Here is a 13,973-nt window from a genome sequence, read left to right on the forward strand (position 1 = left end):
TTAGCTTTGTTTTTTCCAGTCAATGGTTGCTTTCTTATTTTCTAAATCGACCCAAATACTAGCATGCTCGTAATTTCGGGTTAAAATCCATTCATTTACCTGCATATCGTCTAAAGGTTTCCCTAAAGGTTGGTCAAATTCTGGATACCATAAAAGGGATCCCATATGTAAGCGATACCCCCAATTGTAACTAATATAAGAATGTTTTTGTGCTCCAGCTAAAAAAGAGGCTAATGCAAAAGTTAGATGTTCTTTAGAAAGTTTCTCTTTTTCTTTTTCAGATTTAGCCATAAATTTTTTGTCTACCCATGCATTCTCTGGCCATGTCTTAAACACTACAATTTTACCACTTTTACCTGCTTTTTCCATTTCTTGGATATCCTTAAGCATACTTTCTTTCGTTTTGCTATTAAAATATCCAAAATGTTCAATCATGATGGCATCTGTATAATCTGGAAAATCATTTCCGCTATTCCTAATTGGTGTGGAGCGTATTCCGTTATAAACGATCAATTTTTCCTCTCCAATTTTAGCTCTGGTTTCTTGAATTAAATCTTTTAAGCCTTGCTGAATGGCATCAAATTTTTCAGCTCCCCATAATTGTTTATTTCCTGGATTAGTTACTTGCACTAAGCCATCAAAGAAAACACCATCGATGTTTTTATTATTTAAATTGTCTTTAGCTACCTCTGACCACCAATCTCTAACTTCTGGATTAGATAAATCATAGCGCTTTATTTTTTCATTTTTTAAATCTAATTCGCCTGTTTTTGTTTTAAGCCACCAATCTGATTTTGTTTGATAGTCTTCATGCGCTTTATACATACTGTAATCTAAAAACGCATTCCAATAGAATACCACTTTCATATCTGGATTTAGATGCTTTAATACTTTCGCATCGGCAGCAATCGATTCTTCAGAATGTTTATATTTAGGAAAACCATGCGCCTTTTCTAATACCGTAAAGTTAGAATGAGACGCTATAAATTTTGCTTCCGATTTGGTTAAGAGATCCCCTTTTTTTCCGAAGTGAAAAGCTACAGGAACCTTGTCCCAACTAAATTCTGGAAAATGGGTATCACTTTGAGAAAAGGCTGTTTGAACTAAAAACAAACCAATTAAAAATAGACTTTTATGTAGAGTAGGGGACTGCATATGGTTACTTTATTGGTAAGATTTTAATAGACTTTAGACTTGATGTTTTTGAATCGCCTTCAACTAATGACGTTTTGATGATGTGATTACCAGCCGTTTTAAATTCTAAAATTCCCATTCTGCGATACGCGTATTTATCGGTTGCCGCTTGCTGGTTTTGAATTTTAACACCTTCATCTGTAGTCGTTTTCCATACTAAACGTCCTTCCCCTTTATATTCTAAATCTAAATAATAATAGCCAGGTTCTTGCACATTAACTTCCCAAGTCACTGTACCGTCTTTTTCCCAATTACTTACTTGGTTAGCATGTTTCCATTCCCCAAATTTTTCCATCCAACGCACGTTTTCTTGTACTGCGCCTTCCGCTTTTCCAAATTCGGTTAATAATCTAGTAGGTACATTTGGATAAATGCCCAAATGCGTTTCTACAATAGGTTCTGCATCTTCCAATGCAACCTGAATAACAGAAATTAATTCTTCTGGAGCTTTATAAGGCACATCGATAACTAACCAATCGTTGTCTTTAGAAAATTTAAGTGGACTACTTTGTGAGCCATCTAAAAGCGATATTTTTTTCACCTTTGATTTTAAACCTGGTACGTATAATTTACCATCCGTTGGCCATTCGCTTACAGACAAATAAAGAGAATTATTGTTTGTTGTAATATCTCCCCAAGGTAATGCATAACCCCAAGGGGAACTACCTGCATCATAAATTACTTGCGGATATTTTTGGATCCAACGACCAGATTCTTGTAAAAACTCTATTCCAATGTTTGGAATTGCTCCATTACTATCTGGACCTACATTAAATAAATACGTACCACCTCTAGCCACGGTTTCTATAACACGACCTAGAATTTTTTTAGGACTTTTAAAGTTGTTATCATACCAAGCATAAGACCAAGAATCGTTGTTTGTATCACAAGTTTCCCAAAGCCCTTCAACATTTCTAGTTGGTACTTCCATATCTCCAATACTCGCATAGTCACCCAAGCCATTAGGTTTTAAGGCAGGAAGAAAAGGAGTGTTTCAGGAGTGGCAAGTCTTAACAACTAAATTGAAAGAAGAGAAAGGGATTTCGCTTAATTCTGCCGCCGAAATGGCATATAACAGGTTGAGTTAATGAGGGAATAGGATACCGATTTCCATGAGGAAATGAAAAAAGTGGTAATGGATAGAATACACGAATGGGTAAACCTAATGTGGAAATATCAACCAGTGCTTCTTGTTGCAAAAAAAATAGAATAGTGCCTTTTAATACAGGACATTTATCCGTTGTAAAAAAAAATTATGGAATTAACAATTAACCCAAAATATCCATCTGTAGACGATTTACGTAAAAGAGCTATGGTGAAAATGCCAAAGTTTGCATTCGAGTACTTAGATGGAGGATGTAATGAAGATATCAATTTAGATAAAAATCGAACGGATTTACAGAAAATTGAACTAATGCCTCAATACCTGTCTAAGTTTGAGAAATCAGAAATGAAAACAGAGTTATTTGGACATACATATGATGCGCCTTTTGGAATTGCTCCTGTAGGTTTACAAGGATTGATGTGGCCAAATTCACCAGAAATTTTAGCTAAATCTGCAAAAAAACATAATGTTCCATTTATTTTAAGTACGGTTACTACTTCCAGTATAGAACGAGTGGCAGAAATTACAGAAGGTAAATCTTGGTTTCAATTATATCATCCAGCTGAAGAAAAAGTAAAAAAAGATTTGTTAGATAGAGCTGCTGCTGCTGGTACAGATGTATTAGTTATTTTGGCAGATGTACCAACTTTTGGATACAGACCTAGAGATGTTCGTAATGGATTGGCAATGCCTCCAAGTATGAGTGTTAAAAATATTATTGAAGTAATGAAAAAGCCAGACTGGGCTTTACAGACTTTAATTCATGGGCAACCAAGTTTTAAGACTTTAGAAAAATATATGCCTAAAGGGCTTAATTTAAAAAAGTTAGGAGAATTTATGGATGCCACTTTTTCAGGGCGATTGAATGAAGATAGAATTGCTTCCATTCGTGATCAGTGGAAAGGTAAATTAGTTATTAAAGGTGTGGTTAGTGAAGAAGATGCTCAAAGAGCTATAAATTTAGGTGTCGATGGTATCATTGTATCGAATCATGGAGGTCGTCAATTAGACGCTGGACAATCTTCGATAGTACCAATGACTAATTTAGCTGAAAAATTTGGGAGTCAAACAAAAATCATGGTAGATTCAGGTTTACGAGGTGGTCCAGATATCGCTAGAGCAATGGCAAGTGGCGCAGAATTTACTTTTATGGGAAGAAGTTTTATGTATGGCGTTGGTGCTTTGGGTAAAAAAGGAGGAGATCATACGATATCTTTAATGAAACGAGAATTGTTGCAAGTTATGGAGCAAATTTGTTGTCAAAAAACAGGGGCTTTTAAACCGCATTTAATTAAATAAGTACCTGTTAATATGTAACGGGAATACTGAGGTGTCAAAATAATGATGGTGGTTTAATAGCAAATATTTATTCTTCCGAAGAACTTTTGAAATAACTTAAAAGTGGATTACTCCTTATAAAATGTAATCCACTTTTTTATGCTTGCAGGAATTTGATAAATTAATGTGGTTTTTAAGTCGATACATCTACAAAATAGGAGCTCAAAAGCCATGCGTTCTATGTGTTTTTTTTTACAAAGTGATAGATTAATGGACTGTTTTAGTTTTGATTTTAAAAGATATTAAGAGCTACTTTTGTTGTTTTCGGAAATTTGACTTCAACTTTATCTGACCCAAAAGGGTCTAGTTTCTTTCGGATTATATTTTGTTTTATGTCTTTGTTTATATGGGATTTAATAAGGGCTAAATGGTCATTACGGACGTTTCTGATAGTGAATGTTTATAGCTTAAGTATGTTATTCGTTTTTTCGAAAATACTGCATTATGTTATAGAAAGGAATAAAAGAAGTATTTTTGCAAAATAGTATAAATAATCAAATTCTAGTTATATGTCATCAAAAAGAACAACTTTAGCTTCTATTGCTCAAGCATTAGAGATTTCTGTATCTACAGTTTCTAAGGCGCTTTCCGATAGTTCAGAAATTGGTGCTGCAACAAAGAAAAGAGTTTTAGAATATGCTAAAGCAAATAATTATACGCCAAATAGCTTTGCTTCCAATTTTAGAAAAGGTACAACCAGTACCATAGGTTTAATAATACCTAATATTTTAAATCCGTTTTATGCAAAAGTGCTAGTCGGCGTAGAAACGTATTTAGATGATAACGGGTATAAATTAATTACCTCTATTTCTAATGATTTAATTGAGAAGGAAACAAAGAATATTTCTGTAATGTCTAGTGGTTTTGTGGATGGGTTAATTATTTGCATATCTAAAGAAGCGGAACAGAAAAACGAATACCAACACATTAAAACCTTAATAGATAACGGTACTCCAATTGTAATGTTTGATAGGATTTGTGATGAATTGGAATGTGATAAAGTGATTACAGATGATTTTCAAGCTGCTTTTGATGCTACCGAGTTTCTTATAACCAATAGAAAATGTAAACATATAGTTATCACGGCTAAAACAAATAATCTGCATCACTTAAATCTAAGAAGAAAAGGATTTGAAGCGGCAATGAATAAACATCGTGCGGATGTAAAATGTACTGTTATTACAGACGAAAGATCTAAAGGATTAAAACAAAAACTTGGAGAATTATTAAAAGAAGACCCAAGTATTGATGGTGTTTTTGGTTTAAATGAAAAAAGTGTTTTGCACGCTATTTTATTAACGAACAAATTACAAAAAGAAGATAATGCAATTTCCATTGCAGGTTTTTGTAATGATATGCAATCGAAGTATGATGCTTCCCTTATTGTAATTAACCAAAACGCTAAAGAAATAGGTGTAACATGTGCCAAGCTTTTATTAGATAGAATAAAGAGTAAGGATAATACTAGTTTTCAAACAAAAACAATCGCTGTAAATCTATAGGTTTTAGTAATTTTAATATAATAAAAAAGCGCAATCAAGTATACTTGTTGCGCTTTTTTGGTTAGAACTTAAATTCTATTTAGGGATTAGAATTTAATTAGTTTAGTGGTGCTTATTTGTTCTAACTTGTTTTTTACTTGTACTAAATACATGCCTCTAGATAGTTCTGAAATATTGAAAGCGGCGTTTTTTGTAAAATCACCTTTGTATTCTTTTACTAGTTTTCCAGAGATATCAAATATTTGAAGTCCTTTAATATCTTTATTTAATTGAAATGTATTGTTTGTCGGGTTTGGATATAGGGTTAAATCGGTAATCGTTTCCAAATCCTCTATACTTAATGTAGGAGGGTTATTTCCGAAAATTCTAAACTGTCCGGCAGGAATACTGATGGTTGTTACTGTAGATTCTATGGTTGTATTTCCTGTTTCATCCATTAAATCATACCAAGTCCCACTTGTTGGAAAACTTGTGTTAACCGTTTGCGAAACCACATCAAAGTTTGCTAAAACAATAACATTTCTTAATGCTGTAGTTGGAATAGAAGTATCGTAAATATCGATTCTTGGTGTTAAGCTTCCTGAGTTAATAGTGTAATCTCCTTCAAAAACAGGTTCGTTTATTTTTAAATAATTCATTCTAGACCAATCCCTGTACACTTGACTTCTAGTAGCATCTGTTTCCCAGTTATCTGCCCATTGCGGTTGCGGTTTTGTATCTAATTTACAATCTCCATCTGTGCCACCTGGTTCATTTACCGTTCCGTTATTACAAGTAAATATGGAGTTTTCCATACCTAATTCCGCAAAGTGCCAAATCATTTTTGGACCAGGAATAGTTAAACTTACAGCACCTAATGCCGACATTCTTGAAATTGCTACATTTAAATCCGTTACATCATGAGAAGCATTGGAAGCATTACCATATTGGAGGTTTTTATACATTAAACGTTCTTCATCATGGCTTTCTGCATAACCAACTAATCTCGGAGCATCAAAGCCTCTAGCAACATGGCCCATGCCGTCAAAATTATTATCCGAATTATACCCCATTGTTAATTGGTTATACGGATTAGTCAATTTCCCCCAAAGCATAATTCCTTTTGGTTCCGTATCGTTAAGTCTGTAGTTTGCCCATTCTGTTTCTTCTTGTGCGCTTCCGCCAAAACCTAAATGTTCAAAAATCACATAATGTGTTGGATCCAATGACCAAGAATAATCTGCATATTCTTTTAAAATAGCTACACGATCTGCTTGGTATGCGTTTGTTTGCGAATCACTACCTGTTGCATTTTGTGTAAATCCTTTAGTTAAATCCCAACGTAAACCATCAATTTTGAATTCTTCGACCCAATGTTTAACTACACGTTCCACGTAGTGTTGTGTTAATTCCGATTGGTGATTAAAATCGGAACCAACACTATAGCTATGTCTTGCTGTGGTGTTAAAATACGGGTTTTCTGTACTTGGTTCTCCCCAACCGTCGCCATCTGCATCGTTCATCCACATTCTATTCATCGGATTTCTACCAAAGGCATGGTTTAGAGCAACATCTAAAATTACAGCAATATCATTTTGGTGACATAAATCGATGAATTCTTTGAATTTGTCTTCCGTTCCATAAAACTTATCTAAAGCTAAGTGAAAAGAAGTGTTGTATCCCCAACTTTCATTACCTTCAAATTCCATTACTGGCATAAGTTGGATGGCATTTACGTTTAAATTTTTAAAATAATCTATTTTATCGATTAAGTCTTGATAGTTTCTATCGGCATCAAAATCTCTAATTAAAACTTCATAGATTACTAAATCTTCTTTTTTAGGTTTTTCAAAATCTGTAACCACCCATGAATAATCTGCTTGTCCGGTTTCTAATACAGTTACTTCACGTTCCTGTCCAGCAGGATATGCTGGTAAGTTTGGATAAGTGGAAGCCGGAATCCATGGGTCATCAAAAGGTGATAATACTAAAGTAGAAAAAGGATCTGCTGTTTTTACCAAAGCAGGTGAATTAGCTATAGGAGATTGATCCATAACCCAATATTGGTACGTTTCTATTTGATTAGGAGTTAAATTGGTAAGTTCCAACCAAAAGACACCAGTAGTTGGATCTTTTTTCATTAAATCTGAATTAGTAGGTTGGTAGTTATTAAAACTACCGGCTACATATATATAATCTTTATTCGGAGCCTCTAAAACAAGAGTTGCTTTCGTGTTATCCGAAGTGTTGTAATTTATACCGTTGTCCAAGCCGTTAGGTACGTTTTCATTAACAGGTGTGGCATTTACTAGTGCCGAAAAATGTTTTATGATAGTATCAGAACCTTGGGTAATAGTTAAAGCATAGTACTGGTTTTCGGTAATGTTAGTATGTGTGAAATTATAGCTAGTTACGCTATTTAGTGTGTTTAAAACGCTGCCGTTAGCGCTTAATATGTAGTTTGCATTTCCGTTTGTATTTGTAGCTTCTATGCTTAAGTTGCTTCCAGAATTTAATTGTGTAACACTGCTTTCTATTGGGGTTGTTAAATTAACCTGAAATGTCCCTACATTATATATAAAGTCAACGCAGCCATTATCTTTAAATTCTTGGCTTCCATTTTCATTTCTAAATACCATACCTAATTTGGTAGCAGAAGATGCTTGCTCTGGAGATAAGGAATAATACGTTTCTGGAATGAAAGAAATACTCCAAGTACCATTCCCATTATTTGTCATTGCTCCAACACCATCGTCTTGTCCCCAATTTCCAATGGCATTATAGCCAAAGGCATTGGAGTTATCTCCAATTCCGGAGTGTAAATAAACGGTTGAAGGATTGTTAAAACCATTGCAATCTGTGTCTGTTGAGTTTGCATCTACAGTAATTGTAATGCTTTCATTTACATTAAAAGGAAGCGGTGAGATGCTTACTTGAGCTTGCGCAAATAAAGAGACCAGCAATGCTAGTGAAAAGTAATATTTTTTCATTTTTAAAGAATTTTAAATGGAATAAAAAAGGCTTTGATAATATTCAAAGCCTTTAAAAAATAAAAGAGTATTAGTTTAAGGTTAAACTATAAGTGTAATTTCTTGGTGTGCTTAAATCTAAAACAATAGTGTAATTTCCTGCAGAAGGAACTGGAATATTTGTACTAGAATTTAATTCTAAAACACCATCACCTTCATCATCTCCGTAATTCCAATCCCAACCGTCATTCGATCTAAACTTAATTTCTTCGGCAGTTAAGTCCATAGTAAGTGTCCACGTAGAAGTTGCGCTATCGTAAGTCATATCTGTGTCATTATCCCAAGAACCTGTTGCAGAACCAATAACGCCCCAGTTATGGATTGTTTCTGAATATGTCAAAGCTTCTGTATCTGCTTGAATAAAGTAATATCCAGCACCATTTGGAGCACCAATATTACCTTCACCATCTTCAATTAAAGCTTCTGTGTAAGTTCCATCTGCTCCAGATGCGTCACCCCAATCTGTATTTCCCCATTCAAAATTACCATCCGCATTTGTTGCGATAAATTTATGATCACCATCTAACCAAACATATCCTTCAAAGTCCGTTTCTCCATAAGCAGAAGCAAATAAACTAGGTGCTGTAGGTGCATCCCAACCTTGATGATTTCCAGGTACACCAATTTTCGGTGCTTCCGTTGTATATGGAGTAATAGATATAGTCACGATTTCTGAGAATACAGCTTCCGAACCATTAGTGCCCGTAGAAGATTTAATACGCATATCTACATCTCCAGGAGAAAAAGGAGTTAGGCTTAGAGTCCCAACAGCTATGCCATTTAATTCTTCGTTAGTCCAAACTAAATAATTGGTGGTAGTCGTTGCTACATCAAAAGATGTTTCAAAATCTGTTCCTGCTGCGGCAAATTGTAATGTGTAATCTATGGCCGTTGGCACATTGTATACAGCATCTTCCCAAACTACAGTAGTTGCGGTGCCAGTAGGGTTTGCAATATCTAAAACAATGGAAGTTCCAGAAGTTGGTAAATTAATAATTGCGGCTCTTGATTCAGATGGAAGTATTTGAAAATTAGTATCATCTTCATCGCAAGAGTTAAAGCTAATTAATGCAATAGCTGCTATTAATACGATTTTTAAATTTTTCATTTTTATGTTTTTTAAATTAATAACCAAGATTTTGTGTTAGATTAGGATTTGCTTGTAAAGCGGTAGATGGAATAGGAAATACATTGTATGTGGAAGGAATGGAAGTACCATTAAGTGCGTTTCCTTTCCAAGGCCATAAGTAACTTCCGCCAGTAAACATACCAAAGCGTATTAAGTCGGAACGTCTATGTCCTTCTAAGTTTAGTTCTCTTCCTCTTTCATCGATTAAAAATCTTAAAGTAAGATCACCCATTCCTATAGCATCTGCATTAGAGCGTGTTCTTACCATATTTACATAAGAAAGTGCGTCTGTCATACTTGCATTTGAAGCACCTCTAACAGCACATTCCGCATACATTAAATATGCATCTGCCAATCTAAATAGTGGAAAATCCGTACTTGAAAAAGAAGAAGGTAATGAAGCACCACTAAAATTGGTGTTTCTAAATTTAATAGAAGGATATCCATCCGTCCAAGTAGTATAATCTGTCATTTCATATTCATGACCATCTGTCCAAAATAGACTTGCTCTTACATCATTTGAAGTGGATAAATCACCAAATAAACCATACCAACCTTTAGAAGCTCTATGTCCTCCCCAACCTTCTGTTGCACCAAATTGACTTAAAGGCATGGTATCCGAATTTAAATTTCCATTCACAATATAGGTTGTGTTTCCAAAACTCTGACTTACAACAGCATCGGCAATTAAAGGGAAAATGATTTCATTAGATGTATTATTATCTGCAGAAAACAAACTCACAAAATCATCTGCTAAGGTGTGACTAGAAGCAATCACCACGTTTAAATAAGTAGCAGCATCATTGTATCTAGCAGTTCCTGTGTATACTTCAGCATTTAAATATAATTTAGATAGTAACATCGCTGCTGCGCTTTCTGTAGCTCTACCATACGTATTGGTTGCAGGTAGATCGGATTGAATAGCAAGTAGTTCTGCTTCTGTAAAATCAAATAATTCTTGTCTTGAAGCTTCTGGTAACGGATTTGTTTCTCCGAAGTTTTCCTGTGTTGCTAAAACACCTTTTCCAAATACATCAATTAGATAATAATATGCTAAAGATCTAATAAACCGTACTTCCGCAAGTATTTGTTCTTTATTTTCAACGTCTACATTTTCTAAAATAGAAAGTAGATTGTTACACTGAGGTATCGTAAAGAAAATTCTGTTATACATATATCTAAAAAACTTGTTTTCAGAATTCCAGTCAGAAGTTGTAGTTAATTGATCTAATCCATTATCTCCCCAACGGTTTTTCATACCATCAGCGGTAAAATCTTGTAGGTTCACAATTCCTCTTAAAAATGGAGATTCCCCCGGATCATCACTAATATCTGAACTTCCAGGTCCATCTGCACCAGAAAGTGCAAAAGATGCATAAAGTCTGGATAAAATACCTTCAACGGCATTTGGGTCTTGAGCTAATAGATCTTCTAAGGAAAGTTCTACTTTCGGCTCCGTATCTAAATCATTAGTACAACCTACAAAAAGCAGAATACTAAGACTAAATAAATATTTTAAAATGTTATTTTTCATATTTAATTTTTTAAAAATCAATGTTAACTCCTACATTATATACGGTTGCTCTTGGATAGAAATTGGTGTCAATTCCGCCAAAATTTTCAGGATCTTGTCCGCTATAATTTGTAATAATAAAAGCATTATTTACAGCGCCATATAATTTAATAGTTGTGTTTTTAAATAGGTTATTAGGAAGCGTATATCCTAAAACAATATTTTCACATCTTAAAAAAGCAGCCTTTTCTAAAAAGTAATCCGAATATTGCATAGGGTCTCTAATTTCGGTAAAGGCTAAATCTGCTTCCCCTGAATAATAGTCTAAAGTATTATTTAAAGATTGCTGATCTAAAGAAACTGCATTTTGAATAACTCCAGCAGTTAATCGTCTAGAATTATATACTTCTCCATCTAGCTGTCCTCTAAAACTAGCTCCAAGATCCCAGTTTTTATAATTCATATTTAAACCAAAACCAAAAGTCCAGTTAGGTTGTATTGCTCTATAGTATCTATCTTCTTCATTAATTTTATTATCCCCATTTAAATCTACAAAACTTCCAAGAATTGGACTTCCATCGGTGTCATATACTTGTTTTAATACCCACGCAGAACCTGCTTGTTCTCCAACGGCGTGTCTTAATAAGTTGTTACCTGTACCAATTGGTAAACCGCCACCTGCAGATATTTGCTCAATACCTTTTAAGTCGGTAACTTCATTTTTATTGTAAGAAATATTTCCGTTTAGGGATACTGCAAAATTATCGGTACTTATAGGATTTAAATTTAAACCTAATTCAAAACCTTTACTATCTGTAGAACCAACATTTTGTATTAATAAATCACTTAATGCTTGTCCTGGAGGCACATTCGTTACCACTAATAAGTCGGTTGTTTCTCTTTTAAAGATATCAAAAGAACCGCTTAAAAAGCTGTTTTTAAAGATGTCAAAATCTAAACCTACATTATAAGTAGTTGTTTTTTCCCAAGTTAAATCTGGATTAAACTCTTTAGCGTTATATAATGTTACGCCTTCTATAAATTGACTGTTTGGTGATCCAATTTCAAAAACAGGAATGGATGGGAAGAAACCTACTTGTCCGGAAACATCTTGGTTACCCGTTTTACCCCAACCTAATCTTACTTTTAAATCGTTGATAACGTTTACATTTTGTAAAAAAGATTCTTCTTTTAATTTCCATGCTAATGCAGCAGAAGGAAAATAACCCCAACGATTTTCTTCGGTAAAGAAAGAAGAACCATCCGCTCTCATCGATAGTGTTACTAAATATTTATCTCCTAAATTAATATTAGATCTTCCAAAGAAGGACTGTAAATTTAAAAGGCTGAAATATCTATTGTTAGGATTTGCGGTATCGATGTTTGGAATACGTACCCCAGAAACTTCATCGTTTCTAAATTCGTCTCTATTACCATCGTTTTTAAAATTTTGATATGCATAACCTGCTTGCACATTATAGGAATTTATAAATCCATCTAAATCTTTGGCATAATCTAAATAAGATTCCCAAGTAGTATTCGTAATATGTTGACGTTCTCTACTTGCTACACCAGGATTAAAGATATACGTTCCTGTAGGTTCGTTAGGGTCTGGTACTAAAGTGTACGTTGCAAGGGCATTCTCTTGAAAACTTTCTTTTGTTTTCGCTCTTGACGCTTCTAATCCAAAATTGGTAACTGCTCTTAATTCTGGTAGAAAATGAAATTTATAATCCAATTCTAAACTTCCTAAAATTCTATTTACACGTTGCGGGTTAGAACGTTGTTCTAATAAAGCTAATGGATTACTCGATCCAACTCTTCCATTAGGTAAGTTAGTATCTGAAGCTGATAATATTTTACTGTAGTAACCACCAAAAATGGAGTTTGAATCGTAAACTGGTTTTGTTGGGTCCATAGAAATGGCTCCACCTAAAGCACCACCTTCGTCGATAGAACTTTTATTTACAAAAGTTCCTTTTGCATTGAAATCAATTTTAAGATGATCATCAAATAATTTTGGTGTTAATCTTAAGGAAGCAGTAACACGTTCGTAGTCATTTTCTTTTACAACACCTTCACTTTCATTGTAACCTACAGATGCTCTAAATGGTATTTTTTTAAATAAATTAGCTCTTACACCAAAGTTATAATCTTTATTAATTGCTGTTCTGTAAATAACATCTTGCCAGTTTGTATCATAAATTGCTCTAGGTCCATCAGGTGTATCAATAATTTGAGATACGTTTTCATTTGTAGAAACAGATCCAACAGGAACTCCTAAAAGACCAGTTTTTTCTGGGTAATACTCACTAATGAATCTAACAAAATTAGCGCTATCCATTACAGGTACATAGTTGTTATCACCAATATTACTTATAGATGTGCTAGCAGAAAAGTTGTATTTTGCTTCGCCAGAGGTTCCTTTTTTAGTCGTAATAATAAGAACTCCATTAGATGCTCTCGATCCATAAATTGCCGTTGCCGAAGCATCTTTTAGAATACTAAAGCTTTCAATGTCATTAGGATTAATCAAGCTTAAAGGGTTTCCTACACCAGAAATACCGCCATTATCCATAGGAACTCCATCAATTACAATTAACGGATTATTATTTCCTCCTAATGATGTTCCTCCTCTAATTCTAATATTTGGAGAAGCATCTGGTTGTCCACCAGAACTTGTGATTCTAACACCTGCAGCTTTACCTCTTAAAAGCTGTTCTGCTGATTGAATGGAACCTTTATTGAAATCTTCTGAAGTGATAACTTCTACAGATCCCGTAAGATCTTTTTTCTTAACACTACCATAACCAATAACTACAACTTCATCTAAACTAGAAGGATCTTCTACTAGATTTACATTAATTGTTTGTTGTCCGTTATAAATAATTTCTTGCGCGATAAAGCCTATATAAGAAAAAACTAAAACGTCTCCGTTATTTACGTTAACTTGATATCTTCCATCAAAATCTGTAGCAGTTCCTCTAGATGTGTCTTTAATAATCACATTCACACTAGGAAGCGGTAAAGATGAGGATTGTTCAGTTACAGTTCCTTGTACCGTATTTTGTGCTATCATACACAAAGGAAAAACCAGTAGAAAAAACAATAAGCCATTTAACTTTGTTTTCATAAAATAATTTAATTAGTTATTAATTTAATTAGTTATATTTTCACTTCTCGA

8 protein-coding genes are annotated in these 13,973 nt (G+C 34.0%); 2 read left to right on the plus strand and 6 right to left on the minus strand.

Annotation, left to right across the window (positions count from 1 at the left end):
* On the minus strand, positions 1-1,155 hold the full coding sequence (locus tag ACVCXO_RS11155; protein ID WP_452229665.1) for a putative glycoside hydrolase: 1,155 nt from the start codon (positions 1,153-1,155) through the stop codon (positions 1-3).
* Positions 1,156-1,159: 4 nt separating this feature from the next.
* Positions 1,160-2,152, minus strand: a complete 993-nt coding sequence (locus tag ACVCXO_RS11160) for an alpha-L-fucosidase (RefSeq protein ID WP_452229666.1) — start codon at positions 2,150-2,152, stop codon at positions 1,160-1,162.
* Positions 2,153-2,449: 297 nt separating this feature from the next.
* Here ACVCXO_RS11160 and ACVCXO_RS11165 point away from each other — a divergent pair, with 297 nt between their 5' ends.
* Together ACVCXO_RS11165 and ACVCXO_RS11170 are read left to right on the plus strand one after the other, a co-directional pair.
* Complete coding sequence (locus ACVCXO_RS11165) at positions 2,450-3,598, plus strand: alpha-hydroxy acid oxidase (protein WP_452229667.1); 1,149 nt, start codon at positions 2,450-2,452, stop codon at positions 3,596-3,598.
* 548 nt (positions 3,599-4,146) lie between these two features.
* Positions 4,147-5,139: a LacI family DNA-binding transcriptional regulator gene (locus ACVCXO_RS11170; protein WP_452229668.1), complete on the plus strand. Its 993-nt coding sequence runs from the start codon at positions 4,147-4,149 to the stop codon at positions 5,137-5,139.
* Between the two features lie 86 nt (positions 5,140-5,225).
* Here the strand turns inward: ACVCXO_RS11170 and ACVCXO_RS11175 are convergent, their stop codons facing one another.
* The 4 genes from ACVCXO_RS11175 to ACVCXO_RS11190 form a co-directional block, all read right to left on the minus strand.
* Positions 5,226-8,108 (minus strand): alpha-amylase family glycosyl hydrolase, encoded by a 2,883-nt coding sequence (locus ACVCXO_RS11175; protein ID WP_452229669.1) that lies wholly within the window; start codon positions 8,106-8,108, stop codon positions 5,226-5,228.
* A 70-nt stretch (positions 8,109-8,178) separates the two neighbouring features.
* Complete coding sequence (locus tag ACVCXO_RS11180; RefSeq protein WP_452229670.1) at positions 8,179-9,255, minus strand: SusE domain-containing protein; 1,077 nt, start codon at positions 9,253-9,255, stop codon at positions 8,179-8,181.
* A 16-nt stretch (positions 9,256-9,271) separates the two neighbouring features.
* Positions 9,272-10,810 carry a RagB/SusD family nutrient uptake outer membrane protein gene (locus ACVCXO_RS11185; RefSeq protein ID WP_452229671.1) on the minus strand — a complete coding sequence of 513 codons (1,539 nt, stop codon included), beginning with the start codon at positions 10,808-10,810 and terminating at the stop codon, positions 9,272-9,274.
* Between the two features lie 10 nt (positions 10,811-10,820).
* Positions 10,821-13,922, minus strand: coding sequence for a SusC/RagA family TonB-linked outer membrane protein (locus ACVCXO_RS11190; protein ID WP_452229672.1), 3,102 nt, complete (start codon positions 13,920-13,922; stop codon positions 10,821-10,823).
* Positions 13,923-13,973 lie beyond the last annotated feature (51 nt).

This window comes from Lacinutrix sp. MEBiC02404 (assembly GCF_053601575.1).

Bases quoted from the DNA above. Each gene is read 5' to 3' on its own strand.
- ACVCXO_RS11190 (WP_452229672.1), bottom strand. From the start codon at position 13,922: ATGAAAACAAAGTTAAATGGCTTATTGTTTTTTCTACTGGTTTTTCCT.
- ACVCXO_RS11185 (WP_452229671.1), bottom strand. From the start codon at position 10,810: ATGAAAAATAACATTTTAAAATATTTATTTAGTCTTAGTATTCTGCTT.
- ACVCXO_RS11180 (WP_452229670.1), bottom strand. From the start codon at position 9,255: ATGAAAAATTTAAAAATCGTATTAATAGCAGCTATTGCATTAATTAGC.
- ACVCXO_RS11170 (WP_452229668.1), top strand. From the start codon at position 4,147: ATGTCATCAAAAAGAACAACTTTAGCTTCTATTGCTCAAGCATTAGAG.
- ACVCXO_RS11175 (WP_452229669.1), bottom strand. From the start codon at position 8,108: ATGAAAAAATATTACTTTTCACTAGCATTGCTGGTCTCTTTATTTGCG.
- ACVCXO_RS11155 (WP_452229665.1), bottom strand. From the start codon at position 1,155: ATGCAGTCCCCTACTCTACATAAAAGTCTATTTTTAATTGGTTTGTTT.
- ACVCXO_RS11165 (WP_452229667.1), top strand. From the start codon at position 2,450: ATGGAATTAACAATTAACCCAAAATATCCATCTGTAGACGATTTACGT.